At 71.3% G+C, this 23,040-nt stretch carries 22 protein-coding genes and 1 rRNA gene; 14 read left to right on the top strand and 9 right to left on the bottom strand.

The annotated features are described in order from the left end of the window. Window positions 1-208 precede the first annotated feature (208 nt). Window positions 209-568, top strand: a complete 360-nt coding sequence (locus IF83_RS0119665; RefSeq protein WP_030545914.1) for a DUF2516 family protein — start codon at window positions 209-211, stop codon at window positions 566-568. A 323-nt stretch (window positions 569-891) separates the two neighbouring features. Here IF83_RS0119665 and IF83_RS0119660 read toward each other — a convergent pair whose 3' ends face one another. Both IF83_RS0119660 and IF83_RS0119655 read right to left on the bottom strand, forming a co-directional pair. Next, window positions 892-2,247 carry a PP2C family protein-serine/threonine phosphatase gene (locus IF83_RS0119660; RefSeq protein ID WP_051722983.1) on the bottom strand — a complete coding sequence of 452 codons (1,356 nt, stop codon included), beginning with the start codon at window positions 2,245-2,247 and terminating at the stop codon, window positions 892-894. 361 nt (window positions 2,248-2,608) lie between these two features. After that, entirely contained in the window at window positions 2,609-3,661 is a 1,053-nt protein-coding gene (locus IF83_RS0119655; RefSeq protein ID WP_244177134.1) for a C40 family peptidase, read from the bottom strand. 448 nt (window positions 3,662-4,109) lie between these two features. Between IF83_RS0119655 and pstS the strand changes: the two genes are divergently transcribed. The 4 genes from pstS (at window position 4,110) to pstB (ending at window position 8,247) form a co-directional block, all read left to right on the top strand. Beyond that, window positions 4,110-5,240 carry a phosphate ABC transporter substrate-binding protein PstS gene (gene pstS, locus IF83_RS0119650; RefSeq protein ID WP_030545908.1) on the top strand — a complete coding sequence of 377 codons (1,131 nt, stop codon included), beginning with the start codon at window positions 4,110-4,112 and terminating at the stop codon, window positions 5,238-5,240. A gap of 99 nt (window positions 5,241-5,339) precedes the next feature. Next, a complete protein-coding gene (gene pstC / locus IF83_RS0119645; RefSeq protein WP_030545906.1) occupies window positions 5,340-6,338 on the top strand; it encodes a phosphate ABC transporter permease subunit PstC in 999 nt (332 codons plus the stop codon). After that, window positions 6,335-7,414 (top strand): phosphate ABC transporter permease PstA, encoded by a 1,080-nt coding sequence (pstA, locus tag IF83_RS0119640; protein ID WP_030545904.1) that lies wholly within the window; start codon window positions 6,335-6,337, stop codon window positions 7,412-7,414. The genes pstC and pstA overlap by 4 nt, the downstream gene beginning before the upstream one ends. Window positions 7,415-7,470: 56 nt before the next feature. After that, window positions 7,471-8,247: a phosphate ABC transporter ATP-binding protein PstB gene (gene pstB / locus IF83_RS0119635; protein WP_030545902.1), complete on the top strand. Its 777-nt coding sequence runs from the start codon at window positions 7,471-7,473 to the stop codon at window positions 8,245-8,247. A 118-nt stretch (window positions 8,248-8,365) separates the two neighbouring features. Here pstB and IF83_RS0119630 read toward each other — a convergent pair whose 3' ends face one another. Next, window positions 8,366-9,364 carry an inorganic phosphate transporter gene (locus IF83_RS0119630; RefSeq protein ID WP_030545900.1) on the bottom strand — a complete coding sequence of 333 codons (999 nt, stop codon included), beginning with the start codon at window positions 9,362-9,364 and terminating at the stop codon, window positions 8,366-8,368. Between the two features lie 6 nt (window positions 9,365-9,370). Next, entirely contained in the window at window positions 9,371-9,991 is a 621-nt protein-coding gene (locus IF83_RS0119625) for a DUF47 domain-containing protein (protein WP_030545898.1), read from the bottom strand. A 258-nt stretch (window positions 9,992-10,249) separates the two neighbouring features. On the opposite strand from IF83_RS0119625, the gene IF83_RS0119620 reads away from it, so the two are divergent. Beyond that, entirely contained in the window at window positions 10,250-10,552 is a 303-nt protein-coding gene (locus tag IF83_RS0119620) for a metal-sensitive transcriptional regulator (RefSeq protein WP_030545895.1), read from the top strand. Window positions 10,553-10,784: 232 nt separating this feature from the next. Here the strand turns inward: IF83_RS0119620 and IF83_RS0119615 are convergent, their stop codons facing one another. Both IF83_RS0119615 and IF83_RS0119610 read right to left on the bottom strand, forming a co-directional pair. Further along, a complete protein-coding gene (locus IF83_RS0119615; protein ID WP_030545893.1) occupies window positions 10,785-10,979 on the bottom strand; it encodes a hypothetical protein in 195 nt (64 codons plus the stop codon). Window positions 10,980-11,160: 181 nt separating this feature from the next. After that, window positions 11,161-12,012, bottom strand: a complete 852-nt coding sequence (locus IF83_RS0119610; RefSeq protein WP_030545892.1) for an SCO4651 family lipoprotein — start codon at window positions 12,010-12,012, stop codon at window positions 11,161-11,163. Window positions 12,013-12,100: 88 nt separating this feature from the next. Between IF83_RS0119610 and IF83_RS30450 the strand changes: the two genes are divergently transcribed. After that, on the top strand, window positions 12,101-12,301 hold the full coding sequence (locus IF83_RS30450) for a hypothetical protein (RefSeq protein ID WP_037680571.1): 201 nt from the start codon (window positions 12,101-12,103) through the stop codon (window positions 12,299-12,301). Window positions 12,302-12,456: 155 nt separating this feature from the next. Here the strand turns inward: IF83_RS30450 and IF83_RS0119600 are convergent, their stop codons facing one another. Together IF83_RS0119600 and IF83_RS0119595 are read right to left on the bottom strand one after the other, a co-directional pair. Then, window positions 12,457-13,170 (bottom strand): phosphatase PAP2 family protein, encoded by a 714-nt coding sequence (locus IF83_RS0119600; RefSeq protein WP_030545889.1) that lies wholly within the window; start codon window positions 13,168-13,170, stop codon window positions 12,457-12,459. 304 nt (window positions 13,171-13,474) lie between these two features. Then, complete coding sequence (locus IF83_RS0119595; RefSeq protein WP_030545887.1) at window positions 13,475-14,476, bottom strand: bifunctional lytic transglycosylase/C40 family peptidase; 1,002 nt, start codon at window positions 14,474-14,476, stop codon at window positions 13,475-13,477. Between the two features lie 251 nt (window positions 14,477-14,727). Between IF83_RS0119595 and IF83_RS0119590 the strand changes: the two genes are divergently transcribed. From IF83_RS0119590 to IF83_RS0119560, 7 genes are all read left to right on the top strand, one after another. Next, entirely contained in the window at window positions 14,728-14,928 is a 201-nt protein-coding gene (locus tag IF83_RS0119590) for a DUF397 domain-containing protein (RefSeq protein ID WP_030545885.1), read from the top strand. A 238-nt stretch (window positions 14,929-15,166) separates the two neighbouring features. Beyond that, the gene (locus tag IF83_RS0119585) at window positions 15,167-15,475 is read left to right on the top strand and encodes a hypothetical protein (RefSeq protein ID WP_019707132.1); all 309 of its coding nucleotides are present in this window, start codon (window positions 15,167-15,169) and stop codon (window positions 15,473-15,475) included. Window positions 15,476-15,724: 249 nt separating this feature from the next. After that, window positions 15,725-16,570, top strand: a complete 846-nt coding sequence (locus IF83_RS0119580) for a hypothetical protein (protein ID WP_030545882.1) — start codon at window positions 15,725-15,727, stop codon at window positions 16,568-16,570. Next, entirely contained in the window at window positions 16,560-17,864 is a 1,305-nt protein-coding gene (locus IF83_RS0119575) for a hypothetical protein (RefSeq protein ID WP_030545880.1), read from the top strand. The genes IF83_RS0119580 and IF83_RS0119575 overlap by 11 nt, the downstream gene beginning before the upstream one ends. After that, complete coding sequence (locus IF83_RS0119570; protein ID WP_030545878.1) at window positions 17,861-19,414, top strand: SCO6880 family protein; 1,554 nt, start codon at window positions 17,861-17,863, stop codon at window positions 19,412-19,414. The genes IF83_RS0119575 and IF83_RS0119570 overlap by 4 nt, the downstream gene beginning before the upstream one ends. Before the next feature lie 11 nt (window positions 19,415-19,425). After that, complete coding sequence (locus IF83_RS0119565) at window positions 19,426-20,853, top strand: ATP-binding protein (protein WP_030545877.1); 1,428 nt, start codon at window positions 19,426-19,428, stop codon at window positions 20,851-20,853. 2 nt (window positions 20,854-20,855) lie between these two features. After that, on the top strand, window positions 20,856-22,790 hold the full coding sequence (locus IF83_RS0119560; RefSeq protein ID WP_244177133.1) for a hypothetical protein: 1,935 nt from the start codon (window positions 20,856-20,858) through the stop codon (window positions 22,788-22,790). Window positions 22,791-22,948: 158 nt separating this feature from the next. On the opposite strand, the gene rrf is transcribed toward IF83_RS0119560, so the two are convergent. After that, window positions 22,949-23,040, bottom strand: a 5S ribosomal RNA gene (gene rrf, locus IF83_RS31290); the annotation flags it as partial.

Genomic DNA, 23,040 nt, shown 5'->3' with positions numbered 1-23,040 from the left:
GCACCGCGGGTGACGGCCACGGCGCCGGACGGACAACCGGGACAACGGGCCGGGCACAAGCGACGTGCCCGGCCCGTTGTCCCTATACGGTCTGTACGGTGGCCGCGATACCGCCGGCTGCCGGGACCGGCCGCCGGACCGGCGGCACCGACGGACGATACGACGCAGACGTGACCGACGCGCGCGACAGGGCGCGCGATAGGACTGGGTGGTGGACGGCGTGCTGGTGCAGGGCTTTCACAACATTCTGAGCTTTCTCTATCTGGCCATTCTCCTCTTCACGGTGTTCGCCTTCATCGACGCCGTGATCCGGCGCGAGGACGCCTTCCGCGCCGCCGACAAGCAGACCAAGCCGTTCTGGCTGATCATCCTGGGCATCGCGGTGGTGGTGAACGTGCTGCCGCTGGGGCTGTTCTTCCTCACGATCATCGGGCTGATCGCCGCGATCGTGTACGTCGTGGACGTACGGCCCGCCGTGCGGGCTCTCTCGGGTGGCGGCGGCGGTGGCCGCGGCCGGCGCGGCAGCAGCTCCGACGGCCCGTACGGCCCGTACAACGGCGGCCGCTGAGCCGTCCGGCGGGCGCCGTAGCCAACTCGCCTCCGCAGCACCGCAGCACCGCAGCACCGCAAGGCACCCCGCTGCCGGCCGGCCGTCCACCGGCCGCGCAGCTCCGGGCCCCCGTCGTCGCCCTCAGGGCGGGCGGGGGTCCGCTGCGTGCGGCGGAGGGCAAGCCGGAGCTCGGACGGGGCGTGAGCGGAACGGGAGGGCCAACGGCGGAAACGGACGGCAAGCCGGAGCGGCGGACCGGCTCGAACCCTCGCCCGGGTGTCCCGGCAGCGGTCGCCCGGGGCAACCAGAGCGCCCGCGCTGCCGGCCCGCAGTCCCCCGGGTCAGGCCCCGGGCCGGGCCCGGCCCTCGTCGCGGCCGCCGCGGCCCCGGCCGTGCTCCCGGTCGCGGTCCAGCAGCAGCACCGCCACGTCGTCCGTCAGTTCGCCGCCGTTGAGCTCCCGCACCTCGGCCATCGCCGCGTCCAGCAGTTCCTCGCCGTCCAGCCCCCGGTCCCGCAGGCCGCTGATCACCTCGACGATGCCCTCCTGGCCCAGCCGCTGCGTGCCCCGCCCGACCCGGCCCTCGATCAGCCCGTCGGTGTACATCACCAGGCTCCAGGTGCCGCCAAGCTCCACCTGCCGGCGCGGCCAGCGGGCGCGCGGCAGGACGCCCAGCGCGGGCCCGCCGTCGTCGTAGTGCAGCAGCTTCACCCGCCGCCCCTCGCGCGCGACCATCGGCGCCGGGTGCCCGGCGAGGCAGAGCCCGGCCCGGCGGCCGTCGGGCGCGATGTCGAGGGTGCAGAGGGTCGCGAAGATCTCGTCGTTGGGACGCTCGTTCTCCAGCACCTTCTGCAGCGTGCCGAGGAGTTCGTCGCCGCACAGCCCGGCCAGGGTCAGGGACCGCCAGGCGATCCGCAGCAGCACGCCGAGCGCCGCCTCGTCCGGGCCGTGCCCGCACACGTCGCCGATCATGGCGTGCACGGTGCCGTCGGGGGTGCGGACGGTGTCGTAGAAGTCGCCGCCGAGCAGGGCGCGGCTGCGGCCGGGCCGGTAGCGGGCGGCGAAGCGCAGGTCGGAGCCCTCCAGCAGGGGCTTGGGCAGCAGCCCGCGCTCCAGCCGCCGGTTCTCCTGGCCGCGCAGCCGCGACTCGGTGAGCTGGCGCTGCGCGGCGTCGGCCCGCTTGCGCTCGACGGCGTAGCGGATGGCCCGGCCGAGGGCGCGGCCGTCCAGCTCGTCGCGGAAGAGGTAGTCCTGCGCTCCGACGCGTACGGCCTCGGCGCCGCGCTCCGCGTCCGCCTCGGCGGTGAGGACAAGGACGGCGTGGCCGGGCGCGAGCCGCAGCACCTGGCGCAGCGTGTCCAGCTCCTCGCCGGCCTGCCGCACGTCCAGCGCCAGGTCGAGGAGGATGCAGTCCACGTCGTCGGTCAGCAGCCGCTCGGCCTCGGTGAGGTTGCGGGCGGTGCGCAGGCGGACCCGGCGGCCTCCGGTGTCGAGCTGGTCCGGCACCGAGAAGGCCACCGACGGATCGTCCTCGATCACCAGCAGGGTGAGGGGCGGAGCCTGAGCGGTTCCGGGGGCCGGCGGGGGAGCCGGCACGGGGACCGCCGCCCGGAACTCCGCGGCGGAGCGCGGTGAGGGGGCAGCCGGAGCACCTCCCGCGGCCAGGGTTTCCCCCTGCCGAGGCGCGGGTACGGGCATCGCTTAAGATCCTTCCCTCCCCCCGAGGGCAAGACGGCCACCGGATCGGTACGCCGCCAGGGCCCGGTCCGCCGGACGGGTCGGCGGTCACACTGTGCCGGGCACTGAGAGGCGACCATAGCGGCAGGTCCAGCAGTAACGGAATGCCGGGCAACCACTCTGTGATGTCATATGCCAAGCCGCAGGGGCGTTTTAGCCCTGGCTGGGCGAATGGGGTGATGATGAACATCACGCGCTGCGGTTACCGACCGGGAGCACGGCCGGAGCCCGCCCGGAGACGGTGGAATGGCACCGGGTGCCGCCGGCCCCGCCCCCAGGACGTTCCCCGGCCTGCCGGCCCACCGCTCCTCGCCTCGCCGGGTTATCGTTCCCCGGCCCGGTCGCCCGCCCGCTCGTCGGGCCGTACGACGCCCAGGATCCGCATCGAGCCGGCCCCCGTCACGGTGATCTGCCGCCCCGGACGCGGCGCGTGCACGATGTCGCCGCCCCCGATGTACATCCCGACGTGGCTCGCGTCCGAGTGGTAGATGATCAGGTCGCCCGGCCGCATGTCCCGGATGGCGATCCTGGGGAGCCGCTTCCACTGCTCCTGCGAGGTCCGCGGGATGGTCCGGCCGGCCGCCGCCCAGGCCTGCGAGGTCAGCCCGGAGCAGTCGTAGGTGTCCGGGCCCTCGGCGCCCCACTCGTAGTCCTTGCCGAGCTGCCCGGTGGCGTAGGCGATCGCCTTCTTCCCCTCCTCGGAGGCCCGGGCGTCGATCTCGTCCAGCACCCCGGAGTCCAGCCACTCGGCCTGGGCCTCCCGCGCGGCCTCGTCCTCCAGCTCGCGCAGCCGCTCCAGTTCCTCGGCCTGCAGCCGCGACTCGAGTTCCTCGGCGGCCTCGATCCTCGACTCGACCGCCTTCTTGGCGACGGCCTTCTTCTTCTGCTGCGCGCGGAGGCGGCGGTACTCCTCGTCCGCTGTCTCGGCGTAGGTGTCCAGCCGCTCGCGGGTGTTCTCCAGGCTCGCGATGAGCCCCGCCTGCGCCTGCCGGCCCTTGCGGGCGGTGTCGGCGTCGTGCAGGAAGTCCTTGGAGCCGCCCTCCAGCAGCAGCTGCAGGGTGTCGGGCATGCCGCTGCCCCGGTAGTGGGAGCGGACCATCGCGCCGGCCTGCCCCCGGAGCAGCTTCATCCGCTCCTTGGCGGCGGCGGTCTTCTTCTCGATCCGGTCCAGCTTGCGCGACTGCTCGCGTGTCTTCTCCCGCGCCGCGTTGTACGCCTCGGTGGCGGCCTCCGCCTTGTGGTAGAGGGTCTCGATCTCCTTGCGGATCTCCTCCAGGCGGGAGACGGGCACGGGATCAGGCTCGGCCGGAGCGGCGTACGCGGTGCCCGGCGCCAGCAGGCCCCCCACCGCGCACACCAGTGCTGTCGCCGTCACGATCGCCCGCTGCCGCCCCACCGGCCACCTCCGCCTCGTCCACGCGTCGTCCACCGCGTCGTCAAACTCGTCAACCGCATCGTCAACTGCCTTGCTGACGTGATGTCTCTCAACCGCGGATGGTTGCACGACTGAGCGGAATACGACAGAGGGGGGCGAGTTCGCGCCATTGCGCAAGAGCTCTTCCTGTGCGGGGGAGGCATCACGCGGGCAGAACCTTCACCCCATCCGTCACATCCGTCACTCGGCGTGCCGAACGCCGGAGCGGGTCGCCGCACTGATAGGCGAGGTTCACCCCGTGTTCACCCTCCCCCGTCGATCGATTCACCTGATCTGCCTAATTTCAGCCTTACCGGTCGGCGGGCAGCCGGCGGGTGAACGCAGATCCAGCAGAACCACCGACCTTGCTTCGCCGTCGCCGGCGGGCCCCAGGAAGGAACACACCAAGGTGAAGCTTCAGCGTAGGAACGTCCGCGGTCTGCGGGCCCTCACCGTCGGCGCGGCCGCTGTTTCGACGGCACTGCTTCTCACCGCATGCGGTTCGGACGACAACACGAAGCAGGGCGGCGAGGACGCCACCAAGGCCGCCGGGAACATCAAGTGCGGCGGCGAGGGCAAGCTCCTCGCCTCCGGGTCCTCGGCGCAGAAGAACGCCATGGACCTCTGGATCAAGAACTACATGGCCGCCTGCCCCGACGTGCAGATCAACTACAACCCGATCGGCTCGGGCGGCGGCATCACCCAGTTCAACCAGGGCACCACCGCCTTCGCCGGCTCCGACTCCGCCCTCAAGGAGGACGAGGTCGCGGCGTCGAAGAAGATCTGCAAGAACGGCCAGGGCATCAACCTGCCGATGGTCGGCGGCCCCGTCGCCATCAGCTACAACCTCTCCGGTGTGGACAACCTGGTCCTGGACGCCCCCACCATCGCCAAGATCTTCGACTCGAAGATCAAGAAGTGGGACGACGCCGCGATCAAGAAGCTCAACCCGGACGCCGAGCTGCCGTCCACCGACATCCAGGCCTTCCACCGCTCCGACGAGTCCGGCACCACCCAGAACCTGGGCAAGTACCTGGGTGAGGCGGCCCCGGACGCATGGAAGTACGAGGCCGAGAAGTCCTGGCCCGCCAAGGGCGGCCAGTCCGCCAGCGGCTCCTCCGGTGTCGCCGCGCAGGTCAAGCAGGTCGAGGGCGCCATCGGCTACTTCGAGCTCTCCTACGCCACCAGCAACAACCTCAACTCGGTGAAGATCGACACCGGCGCCCCCGAGCCCGTCGAGGCCACCTCCGAGAACGCCTCCAAGGCCATCGCCGCCGCGAAGGTCGTCGGCAAGGGTGACGACCTCGCCCTGGAACTCGACTACGCGACCAAGGCCGAGGGCGCCTACCCGGTCATCCTCGTCACCTACGAGATCGCCTGCGACAAGGGCAACAAGGCCGAGTCCCTGGAGGCCATGAAGTCCTTCCTGACCTACACGGCCAGCGAGGACGGCCAGAAGATCCTCTCCGAGGAGGGCTACGCGCCGATCCCGGCCGAGATCGCCTCCAAGGTCCGCGAGATCATCCCGACCCTCTCCTGACCCGAGCCGGCAGGCCCCGCGGACCCTCCGCGGGGCCTGCCGGACATCCCATCCGGTGCACCGCCGCCAGGGGTTCTCCCCACCCAGACCGGAGCCATCATGACTACCGCACCCACCGCGTCGGCGCCCCCGCCGGCGCCCCTCACACCAGAGCCGGCCGCGAAGGGCAAGGCCACCCGCCCCGGGGACAAGATCTTCATCGGGCTCTCCCGGGGCTCGGGCATCTTCCTGCTGGTCGTCATGGCCGCCATCGCGGCCTTCCTGACCTACCGCGCGTACATCGCGATCTCCGAGAACGAGGCCAACTTCCTCACGGCCTTCGAGTGGAACCCGCAGGGTGACCCTCCGCAGTTCGGCATCGCGATCCTCGTCTACGGCACCATCGTCAGCTCGATCATCGCCATGATCATCGCGGTGCCGATATCCGTGGGCATCGCGCTCTTCGTCTCCCACTACGCCTCCCGCCGGCTGGCCGGCCCGCTGGGGTACCTGATCGACCTGCTCGCCGCCGTCCCCAGCATCGTCTACGGTCTGTGGGGCGCGCTCGTGCTGGTGCCGTACCTCGACGGCATGAACCTCTGGCTCGACCAGTACTTCGGCTGGACCTACATCTTCGAGAAGTCCGGCAGCGGCCCCGCGCGGAACCTCTTCACCGTCGGCATCCTGCTCGCCGTGATGATCCTGCCGGTGATCACCAACGTCACCCGCGAGGTCTTCCTCCAGGTGCCGAAGATGCACGAGGAGGCCGCGCTCGCGCTCGGCGCCACGCGCTGGGAGGTCATCCGCATGTCGGTGCTGCCCTTCGGCCGCTCCGGCATCATCAGCGCCTCCATGCTCGGCCTCGGCCGCGCGCTCGGCGAGACGATGGCCGTCGCCACCGTCCTCTCCCCCAGCTTCCTCTTCTCCGGCCATCTCCTGGACCCGGGCGGCGGCACCTTCGCGCAGAACATCGCCGCCAAGTTCAACGAGGCCAACGAGTTCGGGCGGGACGCGCTCATCGCCTCCGGCCTCGTCCTCTTCGTCATGACGCTGCTGGTGAACGGCGCGGCCCGGCTGATCATCGCCCGCCGCAAGGAGTACTCGGGGGCCAACGCATGAGCCACACCGTGATCGACCGCAAGCCGAGCACCGGCGAGGCGCCCCCCGCCCGCAGCCTGGCCCACCGCAGGATGCCCCGCTGGGCCCCCGCGGGCATCGCCCTCGCCTCCGTCGCGCTGGCCTCCGCCATCGGCATGGCCGCCGGCTGGGAGAGCCGCGTGCAGTGGGGCATGATCGCCGCCGTCTTCTTCGTCACCGGCACCTACGTGATCACCACCGCCGTCGAGGGCTCCCGGCAGGCCAAGGACCGGATCGCCACCAGCGTCGTCTGGGTCTGCTTCGTCCTCGCGATCGTGCCGCTGGCCTCCCTGGCCTGGACGACCGTGGAGCGCGGCTCCCGCATCCTCGACGGATACTTCCTGTCGCACTCCATGGCCGGGCTGAACCAGAACACCCCCGGCGGCGGCATCTACCACGCGATCATCGGCACCCTGGAGCAGGTGGCCATCGCCACCCTGATCGCCGTGCCGATCGGCCTGCTCACCGCGATCTACCTGGTCGAGTACGGCCGGGGCTCGCTGGCGAAGGCCGTGACCTTCTTCGTGGACGTCATGACCGGCATCCCGTCGATCGTGGCCGGTCTGTTCATCCTCTCCACCTGGGTGCTGACCTTCGACATGGGCCCCTCCGGCTTCGCCGGCGCGCTGGCCCTCACGATCCTGATGATGCCGGTGGTCGTCCGCTCCACCGAGGAGATGCTCAAGCTCGTTCCCAACGAGCTGCGCGAGGCCTCGCTCGCCCTCGGTGTACCGAAGTGGCGGACTATCCTGAAGGTGGTCCTGCCCACCGCCATCGGCGGTATCACCACCGGCGTCATGCTGGCGGTCGCCCGTATCGCCGGTGAGACGGCCCCGGTCCTGCTGCTGGTCCTGGGCAGTTCCTTCATCAACAACGACCCGTTCGACGGCACGCAGGCGTCGCTCCCGCTGTACGTGTACCAGGAGTACATGCTCGGCACCCCGCACTCGTACGACAGGGCCTGGGGAGCGGCACTCGTCCTGATCATCTTCGTGATGGTCCTCAACCTGGTCGCCCGCGGCATCGCCCGCTGGAAGGCACCCAAGACCGGCCGCTAAGGCACCGATATGCGGCTCCGTGCCCGGGGCCATCCCACACGATTGCGAGCAACACCATGGCCAAGCGCATCGACGTCAGCGGCCTCAGTGCCTACTACGGCGGCCACAAGGCGATCGAAGACATCTCCATGACCGTCGAGCCGCGGTCCGTGACGGCCTTCATCGGCCCGTCCGGCTGCGGCAAGTCCACCTTCCTCCGCACCCTCAACCGGATGCACGAGGTCACCCCCGGCGGCCGCGTCGAGGGCAAGGTGATGCTGGACGACGAGGACCTCTACGGCTCCCACGTCGACCCCGTCGCCGTACGCCGTACGGTCGGCATGGTCTTCCAGCGCCCCAACCCCTTCCCGACCATGTCGATCTACGACAACGTCGCGGCCGGGCTGCGCCTCAACGGCTCGTACAAGAAGCGCGAGCTGGACACGATCGTCGAGAAGTCCCTCAAGGGCGCCAACCTCTGGAACGAGGTCAAGGACCGGCTCAACAAGCCCGGCTCCGGCCTCTCCGGCGGCCAGCAGCAGCGGCTCTGCATCGCCCGCGCCATCGCGGTCGAGCCGCAGGTGCTGCTGATGGACGAGCCCTGCTCCGCCCTGGACCCCATCTCGACCCTCGCCATCGAGGACCTGATCTGCGAGCTCAAGGAGCGCTTCACGATCGTCATCGTGACGCACAACATGCAGCAGGCGGCGCGCGTCTCGGACCGTACGGCCTTCTTCAATCTGTCGGCCGTCGGCCAGCCCGGCAAGCTCGTCGAGATCGACGAGACGGAGCGGATCTTCTCCAACCCCTCCGTCCAGGCGACCGAGGACTACATCTCCGGCCGCTTCGGATAGCCCGTCTCGCGGTGCTGCATGGCGGTGCCACCGCAAGACGTAGGGCCCGCTCCCGGCTTCCCGGGGGCGGGCCCTGTTCCTTTGGCCCTGCTTCTCGGCGCCGGGCCCCGGCGCGGGATCAGCCGAAGACGAGGCTCACGGCCCAGAAGGAGACCGCCGCGACCAGCGCCGCGGCCGGCATGGTGATGAACCAGCCCATCACGATGTTCTTGGCCACGCCCCAGCGGACCGCCTTGATCCGCCGGGTCGAGCCCACACCCATGATCGCCGAGGTGATGACGTGGGTGGTGGAGATCGGCGCGTGGAACATGAACGAGGCGGTGTACATCACCGAGGCGGCCGTGGTCTCCGCGGCGAAGCCCTGCGGCGGGTCGAGCTCGATGATCCGCCGGCCCAGGGTCCGCATGATCCGCCAGCCGCCCGCGTAGGTGCCGAGCGAGAGCATGAGGGCGCAGGAGACCTTCACCCAGACCGGGATCTGGTCGCCGTAGTCCTCGACGTCGGCGATGACCAGCGCCATCACCACGATGCCCATGGTCTTCTGCGCGTCCTGGAGGCCGTGGCCCAGGGCCATGCCGGCCGCGGAGACCGTCTGCGCGATCCGGAAGTGCCGTTTGGCCTTGTGCGGGTTGGCCCGGCGGAAGATCCACATGATGGCGGTCATGGCCAGATAGCCCAGGGCCAGCCCGACCAGCGGCGACAGGAACATCGGGATGACGACCTTCTCGACGACCCCCATCCAGTAGACGGCGATGGAGCCGGCCAGGGCTGCCCCCACCATGCCGCCGAAGAGCGCGTGGCTCGAACTCGACGGCAGCCCGAAGTACCAGGTGATCATGTTCCAGACGACGGCGCCCACCAGGGCCGCGAAGAGGATCGCCATCCCGCGCGAGCCGCTCGGCGTCTCGATCAGGCCCTGGCTGACGGTCTTGGCGACCCCGCTGCCCAGGAAGGCACCGGCCAGGTTCATGACGGCGGCCATCAGCAGCGCCGCCCGGGGGGTCAGCGCGCGCGTCGAGACGGAGGTCGCGATGGCGTTGGCGGAGTCGTGGAAACCGTTGGTGTACGTGAAGCCGAGCGCGACCCCGATGGTGACGATGAGTGCGAAGGTGTCCACCGGGGGTCAGGACTCCTTGACCGCGATGGTCTCGACGGTGTTGGCCACATGTTCGAAGGCGTCCGCGGCCTCCTCCAGCACGTCCACGATCTGCTTGAGCTTCAGCACGTCCATGGCGTCGTACTTGCCGTTGAAGAGCTGGGCCAGCAGCTTGCGGTGGATCTGGTCGGCCTGGTTCTCCAGACGGTTGACCTCGATCCAGTACTCGGTGAGGTTCGTCATGGTGCGGAGGTTGGGCATCGCCTCGGCCGTCAGCTCCGCGGCCCGCGCCAGCACCTCGATCTGCTGGTCGACCCCCTTCGGCAGCGTCTCGATCTGGTACAGGACGACCAGGTCGACGGCCTCCTCCATGAAGTCCATGATGTCGTCGAGCGAGGAGGCCAGGGAGTAGATGTCCTCGCGGTCGAACGGGGTGATGAAGGAGGAGTTCAGCTGGTGGAAGATGGCATGGGTGGCATCGTCCCCGGCGTGCTCCGCGGCACGCATCCGGTCGGCGATCTCACTCCGTCCGGCGGGCTCCGCGCCGAGCAGTTCCATCAGGAGCTTCGAGCCGGTGACGATGTTGTCCGCGGAGGCGGCGAACATGTCGTAGAAGCTCGTCTCCCGGGGGGTCAGACGAAAGCGCACGTCGGGTTCCTTGGGGTGCATGCATCGGATGTCGGCCGGAGCCGATGCTAAGCGCCTCGATCCGGCCACGGGTAGCCGGTCGTCCTCGGTCCGGCCATCGGACAGCGTACCCACCCGGGAGTCCGGGAATCCGGCGGCAAATCCGGTACCCTATACCGGGCAGGGGTATATATGCCGGTTGCGCCGGTTCCGCGGCACCTTGCCCGGTTCCACCACCGATGAGGCCATGAGCGCCTCGCGCCACCACGGGAGGACGCCATGACGGTCACGGAGACCGGCCCGCACGGCTACAGCGAGCAGAAGGACCAGCACCTCAAGCGGCTCCGCCGGATCGAGGGCCAGGTCCGCGGCCTCCAGCGGATGGTCGAGGAGGACGTCTACTGCATCGACATACTCACCCAGGTCTCCGCCGGCACCAAGGCGCTCCAGTCCTTCGCGCTCCAGTTGCTCGAAGAGCACCTGCGGCACTGCGTCGCCGCGGCCGCCGCCGAGGGCGGCCCGGAGATCGACGCCAAGGTCGCCGAGGCCACCGCGGCCATCGCCCGCCTGCTGCGCACCTGAGAGACGCGGCGGAACGGCGGGCGCGGGACGGCGCCCACGCGGGCGTGCACGAGGGCGCAGGCGGGGCGGAACGCCGGGGAGCACCCGGGGCGGCGCATGGGAAGCCTTCCGGGCCCGGAGGGTGCCCGCGGCGCCGCACCGGGGGCCACGGGTGCGCCCGTGGCGAACCCACCCGGGGGCGCGCCCGGGGGCGTGCCGGGGAACGTGCTGGGGAACGTGCCGGGGACGGGGATCAGTCGCCCCGCGGCGCGATGCGCCGGCCCCGCCGGCCCGGCGGCTTCCCGCCCACCTTCAGCACCTCGTCGATACGGTCCGGGCTGAGCCGTTCCTCCACCGACGCCGAGGCCGCGATCATCAGCTCCCCGCACAGCTCGATCTCGGCGAGGGCCAGATGGTCCTGAACCCTCCGGGTGATATGGCAGGACATCGACACCCGTGTCACCTCCTCCTCCACGAGCTCCGACCGCTCGTCCTCGCGCACAGCCCAGCGTAGGGAGCCGGACACACAGCGCGCATGGCACGGACGGACCATTTACCCCCGCCCCGCCGGGTACCCCCGCCCGTGCGCCGGGCGCACCCCCGGCGCATCCGGGACCGCGGGAGGACCCTCAGGCACCGGTCACGGCGACCGCACCCGAGTAGATGTCCCGCTCCGGCGGCAGCTCCACGTCCACCCGGGCCCCGAAACCGTAGAGCACGGTCGTGGAGACGATCCGCAGCTCGGCGCCGCCCCCCGGGGCCTGACGCGAGAAGGTGAAGTGGTGCCGGACCTTCCGCAGCCTTCCCCGCTCGTCCAGGAAGACGTCGAACGGCACCGTACGGGTGCGGAAACCGCGCGCCGCCGCGAGAAGGGCCCCGCGCACGTGGGCCGCCTTCTCCGCGGCCCGGCGGATGTCCGCCGTGCCGCGGTAGTGGCGGACGAGCGCGCCGTCCCGCTCCGCCCGGGCCTCACCGACGTACCGCACCTCGCGGGCGCCGCGCAGGAGTTCGGCCGCGGCCAGCGGGTTCGTCGCGCCGCCCGTCACCAGATTCCCGTCGGCCAGCGCGGCGGTGTGGATCCGCACCCACTTGTCGGCGGGCACCCCGGCGCCGCGGTTCTTCAGATACAGCTCGCCGGGGGCGAGGAGTTCGGTGACCGGCCGGTGCTCCGTCTCACCCGCCGCGTCCGCCGGCAGGACGACCTTCAGCCGGCCGAGCCGGGCGCCGTAGTCGAAACCGCCCGTGCCGCGGATGGTCACCCGGGTACCGCCGTTGGCCGTCTCCAGGGACGTGCGGGCCCGGGAACTCCCGGACCGCACCAGCACATCCGCGGTGCGCTGCACCTGGGCGAGATGGCGGGCGGCGGACCGCTCGTCGGCGGCCACCGTCCCCGGACCGGAACAGCCCGCCGTCAGGCCGGCCGCCAGACCGAGAGCGACGGCTCCGGCTCCGGCCCCGCGCCCGCGCCACTGCACCACCATCGGCTGCGCACCCCCAGAAAACCCGCGGTGACTCGGTGATTTTCCAACGACCGCGCCCGGCCCGCCGTTACGGCGGTACCGTGGCCGGGTGCGCCGGCAAGCTCCTGAGGACCGCCCCTGGCGGGATGAGGACCATCTGACCGAGACCACCGAACGCGGGGCGTTCACCCTGGCCCGCTGCTCCTGCGGCTGGGCCGGTCCCGCGAGACGGGCCCGCGCCACGGCGCGGGCGGACGCCGAGGCGCATCCCGGGGCCGCCGCGCGGGATGTGCCCGGGCCGGCGGCCTGACAGCCGGATGTCCGTGCCCGTCCCGTGCCCGCCCCGCGCCCGTCCCGGGTCCGGCGGCGGGATGCCGGGGCCGTACGCGCCGGTTCCGTACGGCCGCAGCGGTTTCGTACGGCCGCAGCCGGTCCCGTACCGCTGAGGGGCCGGGCCGCCGGGGCTCAGGCCGCGAGGTTGCTCCGGTGGTCCTCCGCCGGGCGCGAGCCCGGCGAGCCGTCCCGCCCGCTCGCGCGAGCGGCCCGGCTCTGGACGAGCCAGCCGGCCCGGGAGCCCGCCACCGTACGGGCCAGCGGGGTGAGCAGGGCCATGGCGAGCGGCGCGAGCAGCAGGGTGACCGCCGTGCCGAGCGCGAAGCCGCCGATCACGTCGGTCGGGTAGTGCACGCCCATGTAGATCCGGCAGAAGCCGGCCAGCACCGCGAGGAAGATGGCGGCCAGCCCGAATCTGCGGTGGACGACGAAGACGCCGACCGCCATCGCCATCGCCATCGTGGAGTGGTCGCTCACGAAGGAGTAGTCGGTCTTCCCGTCCACGAGGACCTTGAGGCCCTCGTGGTCGAGGAAGGGTCTGGGGCGTTCGACGAAGTTGCGGATCGGAATGTTGATCAGCAGCGCCACGCCGGTGGCCAGCGGCGCCCAGACCAGGCCGGCCACGGCGAGCGGCGCGTCCGCCCGCTTCCTGACGGACCACCAGCACCAGAGGACCAGCAGCAGCAGCGCGAACACGGTGCCGTACTCGCCGGTCCACTCCATGACCCGGTCGAACCAGTGCGGGGTGCCGGCCGTGAGGCCGTTGATGTCGTAGAGCAGGTCCACGTCGGGGCCCGGCTCTCCCGTGGTCTCCGACACCGGTGACCCCGCCTCCAGTCCAGCCATGTGCCACGGCCCCTTGTCTCTAGCGCTTGCTCATGTCCGTATCGCTCCGCCGCCCCCGCCAGAAAGAGGAGTCGCCTCCCGCTGCCCCGGCCGGAGAACGGCGGGGACCGGCCGGGTGTTCCGCTCTCCACCCAACGGCCATCAGGCTGTTATCGAAGGGTGATCCGTCGTCGCGGCTCGGCGACGCGGCACCGCGGGCAGTCCGGGAGCGCGGCATCGTCCGTCACTCTACGGGCCGTCAGCGGCGGTCCGGAGAGCAGCCGCCGGACGACACCGGCGCGCCCTCCCACCGCCGCGTTCGCCGCTATGCGGAACCCCGCCGGGGCAGGGCCCTCGCGCCGTCCTCGGTCACTCTCGTGGCACCGAAGTAGTCCGGGCTGTCGATCTTGTCGTAGCGGATCTCGGCGCCGGTGTAGGGCGCATTGATCATATAGCCGCCGCCGACGTAGATCCCCACGTGCCGGATCGCCCGGGAGTCCGTCAGATCGTCGGAGAAGAAGACCAGATCGCCCGGGAGCAGCTGGTCCCGCGAGGGGTGCGGCCCGGCGTTGTACTGGTCGTTGGCCACCCGCGGCAGCTCGATCCCGACGCTCGCGTAGGCCGCCTTCGTCAGCCCCGAGCAGTCGAACCGCCCGCCGTCCTCGGCCGTGCCGTCACCGCCCCAGAGATACGGGGTCCCCAGCTTGTCCTTGGCGTAGTAGATCGCCCCGGCCGCCTGCCCGGATGCCGGCACCGTCTCCGCCGGCGCCTCGAAGCTCTTGGCGAGGGTGGTGATCCGCTTCACGTAGTTCTGCGTCTCCTGGTACGGCGGCACTCCGCCGTACTTGAGGACCGCGTACGGGCCCGCGTTGTACGCCGCCAGCATGTTCGCGGTCTGGTCGCCCGGTGCGTCCTTGACGTAACCGGCCAGCTTGCAGTCGTACAGGGCCGCCGACGGAATGGCGTCCTCCGGGTCCCAGACATTGGCCCGGCCGTCACCGTTGGCGTCCACGCCGTGCGCCGACCACGTCCCCGGGATGAACTGCGCGATGCCCTGAGCCGCCGCCGGGCTCTGCGCCTTCGGGTTCCAGCCGCTCTCCTGGTACAGCTGCGCCGCCAGCAGGGACGGGCTGATTGCCGGGCAGCGCCGGCCCCACTGGTCCACCAGCGCCCGGTACGCCGCCGGGACGGCGTTCTCGGCCAGCCCGCGCACGCTCCCGCCGCCGACGAGGTTCGACGCCGCGGTGTAGACCCCGACAACCAGCAGCCCGAGGAAGCACGAGATCAGCGCGAAACCGACGCCGACACCCAGCCAGACCTTCCGCATGCCTCCACCATTCCCCAAAAGCCGGGATTCCAGCGGCTGTTCGACGCTGAACGGTACAGCCGGGCCCCCGGTGTCCGCGACGGCGCACCGGGGGTCACGCTCGAACACCCGGGCGCATGGCCGGGGTCACGGAGGCAGACCCACGGGTCGCCCTTGACCTGGGACCGGCGGCGCGGTCCCATGCCAGGGAGACCGGGACCGGCGACCGGAGTTCGCCGGGCCGGGCCGATGGCACGTCAAGGAAGGACATCATGCCGGAACTCGCCTGGCAGCGGCCGAGCTTCGTGGAGGACGGGCAGGAGGAGTACCTCGAGGTGGCCGTTGGGCCGGACGGGATGGTCCACATCAGACAGAGCACGCGCCCCGAGGAGATCGTGACCACCACCCCCGCCAAGTGGGATGCCTGGGTGAAGGGCGTCAAGGCAGGTGAGTTCGACCACTTCGTGGAGTGATCGCCGGTCGAAGGCCGTTGCCGGACGTCACGCACCGTGATACACAGAGTGACGAAAGGTGGCCCGGCCGGCACTGCGGGTGACCTCCGGCGGTCCAACTCCCGCAGATCCGCGCGGGATCCGCCAACAAATGCCACCAAGGCGACGCCCACCGGCGGAATCGTCGGCGAAGATAGAGAACGGACCCGTGCCATCCGGCAGGGGCGCACAACTACCCACTGGGGCGGTGACTTTCACCATGTTCCTGGCAGCCGAAAAGGGCGACATCACCACCATCATCGGCGGCATCGCTCCCGACTGGGGGCCGTTCGGGAGTCTGGGCAACGAGGCCCGCATCATGATCGAGGTCGTGATGGCGATCGCCATCCTGCTCTGCCTGGGCATCGCGATCTGGGGCGCGGCGAAGCAGCGCATCGGAGCCACGGCACTGCGCGACACCTTCAGCGCGGAACAGGGCAAGGGACTGATCGTCGCCGGGCTCACCGGCGTATTCATCATCGGCTCCCTCGGCACCCTGTTCACCATCGTCTACGGCATGGCCGTGTAGCGGCGCCCCGGCCCGCCCGCGCGTCCGGGACCCCGGCGCCCGCTCCCCCGGCCCCTCGACGGGAGCGGCGCGTCCCGGTGCCCCTTCCCACCTGTCCGTCGTGCCCACCGGCAGAGGTTGCGTTGTTCTGATGTCCACTCACCACACCCCGCCCCGGCGGAAAACCCCCGGGCCGGTGCCGCACCACCACTCTTCCGGCCTTGCCCGCGGCACGTGCCCCCGGGCCGCGTCCGAGAGGTCGTATCCCGCATGAGCCTCGGCGACGGCGGATACCGCGGCGACCCGGGCGGCGGACCCGGCGGCCATCAGACGCGCACCCGGCTGCCCGACGAGCCGGGGGCCGCCGGCACCTACGGCGGCGGACGGCGCACCTCCCGCTCCCCGCGCGGCCTCGTCGGCGTCGTCGGAGTGGTCGTGCTGCTGATCGCCGCCATCGCCTTCGCCAACCGCGGCGACGGCGGCGGGGAGAGCTCCGGAGAGCGCGGCAAGGGCGGCCCGGCCGCCCGGGCGACGGCCCCCACCGGCGAACGCCCGGTGAAAGGCTCCGAGGCCGGCGTCGCCACGGGCTTCCCCCGCACCGAACAGGGCGCGGAGTCGGCGGCGGCCAACTACGCGGTGGCGCTGAGCGGGGACGGGATGTTCAACGCGGAGACCCGCCGGGAGATCGTGGAAGCGGTCTACAGCCCGCGCGTGGCGAGTGCGCGCCTGGCCGAACTCGACAAGGCGTACTCGCGCGAGAAGTTCCTTGCCGGCATCGGCTTGGAGCCCGACGGCAGCGCTCCCGAGGGCATGACGTTCGTCGCCCGCGCCAACCCGGTCGGCACGAAGACGGAGAAATTCGGGAACGACTCCGCCACCGTGGCCGTCTGGTACTCCCAGCTGTTCGGCCTGGCCGGTGAGGGGTCCAAGAACCCGGTGACCGAAGGCTGGTACACCAACATTCTCGAACTCCAGTGGGTCGACGACGACTGGAAGGTGACCGGCTTCGAGGAGAAGGACGGTCCGGCACCCGTCGGCCGTGACCAGGTCGCGTCGTCGGCCGAAGAGATGGCCGAGGCCGTCGAAGGGTTCGGAGGATTCACCTATGCCCGGTAATCCCCGCCGCGTACTCACCTTCGCGGCCGCAGTCACAGGTGCGCAGGCCCTCTTCGCCCTCACGGCAACCCGGGCGTTCGCCGAGCCGTCACCCGGCCCCACGGAGGACGGTGACGCCTGTACGGGGCTGCGCGGCGGAGCGGCGGAGTTCTGTGAGCGGGAAGACGGATCGGGGGGCGGCCGCACGCCCGGCGAAAATCTCTCCAACCCCCTCGACCCCCTCTCCTCCCTCGCCAAGGGCTGCGCCGACGCCGCCGCCTTCGTCGTCGACAAGCTCTCCGAGGCGGTGGAGAAGACCACCGAAGTCGACTTCACCAACGCCGAGTTCCTCAAGCAGTACGCGGTCGTCTTCGCCGTCTCCGCCGTGCTCACCCTCCTCCTCTGGCTGTTCGCGGTCGCCAAGCGCGCCATCCGCGGAGTGCCGTTCACCGAGGCGGTCACCGAGGCCGTCGGCTTCCTCTGGCTGACCGTCCTGGCCTCCGCCTTCACCCCGCTCATCCTCTACACGGTGGTCTCCGCGACCGACGGCCTCACCGAGGTGATCGCCTCCGGCACCTCCGACGACACGAACACCTTCTTCGGCTCCTTCGCCGAGGCGCTGAAGAAGGGCGAGGACATCGGCGGCGGACCGATCATGCTGATCATCGTCAGCCTGGTCTCCGTGCTCGCCGCGGGCATCCTCTACCTCGAACTCGTCATCCGGGCCGCGCTCCTGTACGCCGGCGCCCTGCTCGGCGTCGTCGTCTACGCCGGGCTGGTCGACAAGAACATGTGGGGCCACGTCCGGCGCTGGGCGGGCATCATGATCGCCGTCATCCTCGTCAAGCCGGTCATCGTCATCGTGCTCGGACTGGCCGGCGCCCTCAGCGCCAGCGAGGACGGCCCCAACGCCTTCTCCGCCGTCGTCTCCGGCCTCGCCATCATCCTACTGGCCATCTTCGCCAGCGCGATGATCTACCGCTTCGTCCCCGGTTTCGGCGACGACATCGTCTCCGCCCGCACCAACCGCAAGGCGGCCACCGACGGCTCCCAGGCCGCCGCCCTGATCTCCTCCCCGGCCGCCCTGGTCAAGCAGGGGATCAAGACCCACAGCACCCGCGGCGGCGGTGGCGGCGACGCTCCCGCCCCGTCCCGGCCCGAACCCCGGCCTGCCTCCGCGGTCTCCGGCGGCGTCGCCGCCCACAGCTCCCGCGGCGGCTCGTCCGGTGGAGCGGGCAGCAGCACACCGGCCGCGGCCGTGCCCCGTGCGCGCGACCGGGCCACCGGCAATTCCCCAGGAGGTGAGCGGGCGTGACGACCCAGTCCCATCCGATCGCGCCGCGGCGCACGTATCTGATCGGCAGGGCCCGCCCGAACGCGATCATCGGCAAGAACCGGGAGACCGGTGAGATCGCGCTCATCATCGCCGGCGCGTTCCTCGGCATGATGTGCGGCCTGCTGGTCCCCGTGCTGTCCCTGCGCATCACGCTGCTCACCGGCTTCCCGGCGCTGGCCCTGGCCGCCGTCTACGTTCCGTACAAGCACCGGACCTTCTACAAGTGGTTCGAGATCCGGCGCTCCTACAAACGGCAGGTGAAGCGCGGGGCCACCTACCGCTCCGCCGCCGCCGAGGCCGGCGTACGGCTCGACGGACGCGAGGTCGAGATCGGCCCGCCCCCCGGCATCGGCCGCATCAACTGGCTCTCCGCGCCCTTCGGTCCGGACGAGATCGCCGTCCTGCTGCACGCCGACCGCCGTACCGTGACCGCCGCCATCGAGATCGAGGGCCCGGGCGTCGGACTGCGCGACAGCGAGGACCAGGAGGCGCTGGTCGACCGTTTCGGCACGCTCCTCAAGCACGTCGCCAACGGCGACGGCTTCGTGACGCGCATCCAGATGCTCGCCCGCACCCTCCCCGCCGACCCCGACGCGCACGCCAAGGACGTCGAGCGGCGCGGCGACCGCAGGGCCCCGGCCTGGCTCCAGGACTCGTACGACCAGCTCCAGTCCATGGTCTCCACCTCCTCCGAGCAGCACCGGGCCTACCTCGTCGCCTGCATGCACTACAACCGCGAACTGGCCGCCGAGGCCCACGCCATGGCCCGCGCCGCCCGCGCGGCGGGCGGCAGGCGCCGGCTCGACAAGGACGCCGGGCTGGCCGTCGTCATGGCCCGCGAGCTCACCGACATCTGCGCCCGCCTCGCCGAGGCCGACATCCGCGTCCGGCAGCCGCTGGGCCAGGCGCGGCTCTCCTCCCTGGTCCACTCCATGTACGACCCGGACCATCCGATCGACCACATCCAGGCGATGACCAAACGCAACGCCTGGCCGGCCGAACTGGACGCCACCGAGCCGACGTACCTCCAGGCCAAGACCCGCGAGTCGGCCACCCGCGCCCCCTGGTGCCACGCCACGGCCTGGGTGAAGGAGTGGCCGATGACCCCGGTCGGCGTCAATTTCCTGGCCCCGCTGCTCGTCCACACCCCCGATGTGATCCGCACGGTCGCCGTCTGCATGGACCTGGAACCCACCGAGGTCGCCATCGAACGGATGCTGACGGAGAAGACGAACGACGAGGCCGAGGCCAGCCGCGCGGCCAAGATGAACCGCACCGTGGACCCGCGCGACATCGCCGCCCACGGCCGCCTCGACCAGCGGGGCGAAGACCTGGCCAGCGGCGCGGCCGGCGTCAACCTCGTCGGCTACATCACGGTCTCCTCCCGCTCCCCGGAAGCGCTCGCGCGCGACAAGCGCACCATCCGCGCCTCGGCCGGCAAGTCCTATCTCAAGCTGGAGTGGTGCGACCGGGAACACCACCGGGCCTTCGTGAACACGTTGCCCTTCGCGACCGGCATCCGACGTTAAGGGGCCCTGCCGTGTTCGATCCGCTGTCCGCCGTGACCGAGGCCTTCACCAGCTTCCTCTTCGGGAAGGTGGAGACCACGCGCCTGCCCGTGCGCACCTCCACGGGCCAGGCCCAGGCCGTGTATCTGCCGACCGCCGCCCCCGGCCTCGGCGACTCCGGAGTGATCATCGGACGCGAGGTGTACTCCGGAAAGGGCTACATCTACGACCCCTTCCAGCTCTACGGCCAGCAGCTCCCCGCCCCGCACTGGCTGGTGCTCGGCGAGTCCGGCAACGGCAAGTCGGCCCTGGAGAAGACCTACGTCCTGCGCCAGCTCCGCTTCCGGGACCGGCAGGTGGTCGTCCTGGACGCCCAGGGCGAGGACGGCGTCGGCGAGTGGAACCTCATCGCCGAGCAACTGGGGATCACCCCCATCCGGCTCGACCCCACCTCGGCGATCAACGACGGCATACGGCTCAACCCGCTCGACCCCTCGATCACCGCGACGGGCCAGCTGGCCCTGCTCCGTACGATCATCGAGGTCGCGATGGGGCGTGCGCTGGACGAACGCTCCGGCTTCGCGCTCAAGGTGGCCCACGGATTCGTCAGCCGGACGATCACCGACCGCCAGCCCGTCCTCACCGACATCGTCGAGCAGCTCCGGCATCCCAAGCCGGAGTCCGCCGAGGCCATGAACGTCGCCCTCGACGACGTCCGCGCCTGGGGCCTGGACGTCGCCCTGGTCATCGACCGGCTCGTCGACGGCGACCTGCGCGGCATGTTCGACGGGCCGACGACCGTCGGCATCGACCTGGACGCCCCGCTGATCGTCTTCGACCTCTCGCACATCGACCGCAACTCCATCGCCATGCCGATCCTGATGGCCATCGTCGGCGTCTGGCTGGAGCACACCTGGATCCGCCCCGACCGGGTCAAGCGCATCTTCCTGGTAGAAGAGGCCTGGCACATCATCAACTCGCCTTTCGTGGCACAGCTGTTCCAGCGACTGCTGAAGTTCGGCCGCCGGCTCGGCCTCTCCTTCGTCGCCGTCGTCCACCACCTCTCCGACGTCGTCGACGGCGCGGCCGCGCGCGAGGCCGCGGCCATCCTCAAGATGGCCTCCACCCGCACCATCTACGCCCAGAAGACGGACGAGGCGCGGGCCACCGGCCGGGTACTCGGCCTGCCCCGATGGGCCGTCGAGATCATCCCGACCCTCACCCCCGGTATCGCCGTCTGGGACGTCAACGGCAATGTGCAGGTCGTCAAGCACCTGATCACCGAGTCCGAACGCCCCCTCGTCTACACCGACCGCGCGATGACGGAGTCGTCGCTGAGCGACGAGGCACTGGCCCTGGAGCAGGCCGCCGAGGCGGAGGCCGAGGAGCGTGCGGCACGGGCCGTGGAGCAGCATCTCGAGGACGAGGTGGTCGGCTCCTCCGAGTCCACGGTGGCCTGACCATGGCGGGAGGGAACAACGGCGCCGAGCGCCGGGCCCGGCACGACGGGAGCAGCGGCAGCGGCGGGAGCCCCGGGACCGGCGGCATCCCCGACGGCCTGCTCGTCGGCCTGCTCGGCTTCCTCGTCGCCCTCACCGTGCTGGTCTGGGCGGCCGCGGGCATCTCCGGCCTGCTCGCCCACGGTTCCTGGCCCTCGGGCGCCGGCTTCGCGGAGACTCCCCTCGCCCTGCGGCGCCTGCTGACGGAGCCGGGCGATCTGGCCGGCGCCTGGCCCGGGGCCGCGGGAGAGCTGTCCGGCCCCGGCCTCTTCTGGGGCATCCTCATCGGCGAGGTCATGGTGCTCACGGTGCTGGCGGTCTTCGCCATCGGCACCGTCGCCCGATGGCGCGCCACGCGCCGCAAGCCCCACACGGTTCGCACCGACCGTACGGACCCGACGGAGGGGGCGCACGCTACGGACGGCCCCAAGGACCGCGCCGGCGACGCAGCCCTCCGTGACCTCACCGCCGGCCCTCCCCACCCCGCCGCAGAGCACCCGAACGCCTTCCCCGGGGCAGCGCCCCCACCGGACAGACCCCCGGCCGGCCCCAACCCGCCGGCCCACCCGGAAGACACCCCCACCGGCGCCGCCATGCCACCGGCCGGCCCCGGCATCCCGAGCCATCACGCCCCGGACGCCGCCGGCCTCACCGGCACGGGTACTCCGTACGACACAACAGCAGCCCACGCGGGTCACGAAGCACCCGCTACCGCCCGGAGAGCGGCCCTGCCCGGCCCAACGCCCCCGGGCCCCCCGTACGACCAGCAGAACGCCGCACCGGCCTACACCGGAGCCCCGGGTCTTCCAGGCAGCCCGGAGCTCCCGGACCCCGGCACCACGACGGCCGTTGGCGTCTCTTCCGCCGGAGTGGCGCCGCCGCCCGGCACCCCTGTCTCCGCGACTCGTACTCCCGGCCTTCCCGCCCCGGCCCCGACCCCAGCGGTCGAGCCGCTCACCCGGGCCCCCCGCGGCCTCCACTTCCTCGGCCTCGACGGCGCCGATGACCGCCGCCGGCTCGCCCTTCGTGCCATCGCCGACGCCGAAGGCCCTCTCCTGGTCGTCAGCTCGGAACCGGCGCTCTGGACGGAAACCAAGGACGCCCGCGGGAAACTCGGCCCCACGCACGTCTACGACCCCGGACAGCAGCTCGACACGCCCGTCCGACTCCGCTGGTCACCCGTCAGCGGCTGCGAGGCCCGCGAGACGGCCGCGCTGCGCGCGACCGCGCTGCTCGCCCCGGTACGGCCGCAGCACGCTCTCGACTCCGCCACCGCGGACGCCGCGGAGACCCTGCTGCGCTGCTGGCTGCACGCCGCGGCCGTCGACGGCCGTGCCATCCGCCAGGTACACCGTTGGGCCTCCGGCACCTCCGCCCACGAACCGGTCCGCATCCTGCGCACGAATCGCGGCGCCGCCGCCGGCTCGGCCGGCGAACTGGAGGCCACGCTCACCGCGCACCCCGAACGCCGGGACATGGCCCTTCAGCTGACGGCCCGTGCCCTGTCGGCGCTCTCCTCCGTCCACATCCGCAACGCGTGTAACCCGACTCGGGCTGAATCGCTCGCACTGGAGTCATTCATCGCCGAAGGGGGAACGCTTTACGTCATGGGTGAAGCGATCGAAGATCCGCGAACCCATCCGGGTGCGATGCCGTTCCTCACCGCACTCGCCTCGAGCGTGGTCGAGCACGGCCGGAGCATGGCCGAACGGTCATCCGCCGGTCGGCTCGACCCACCACTTACCGTCGTCCTCGACGATGTCGCACGGGTCGCTCCCCTGCCGCAGCTCCCCGGGCTGCTGGGTACGGGCAGCGAGCAGGGGATGCCCACCCTGGCCCTGCTCCGCTCCCAGGAGCAGGCCCGAGCCCGCTGGCCACAGCACTTCCCGGCCGGCTGAGGACACCCGGGCACCGGCGCCGCCCTCCGCAGCCCGTGCCCCATCGCCTCCCCCAAACCTGGGGCCGCCGCCGTCCAACCGCTGTTCACTCGCCCCCATAAACGCGAGAAAGCCCTGCCGGGAACCGAAGTTCCCGACAGGGCTTTCACTCAAAAATTGTTCGGCGGCGTCCTACTCTCCCACAGGGTCCCCCCTGCAGTACCATCGGCGCTGAAAGGCTTAGCTTCCGGGTTCGGAATGTAACCGGGCG

This window comes from Streptomyces albus subsp. albus (assembly GCF_000719865.1).
In the GTDB taxonomy this organism is placed as follows: domain Bacteria; phylum Actinomycetota; class Actinomycetes; order Streptomycetales; family Streptomycetaceae; genus Streptomyces; species Streptomyces albus_E.
This window is presented reverse-complemented; position numbering and strand designations above follow the sequence as displayed.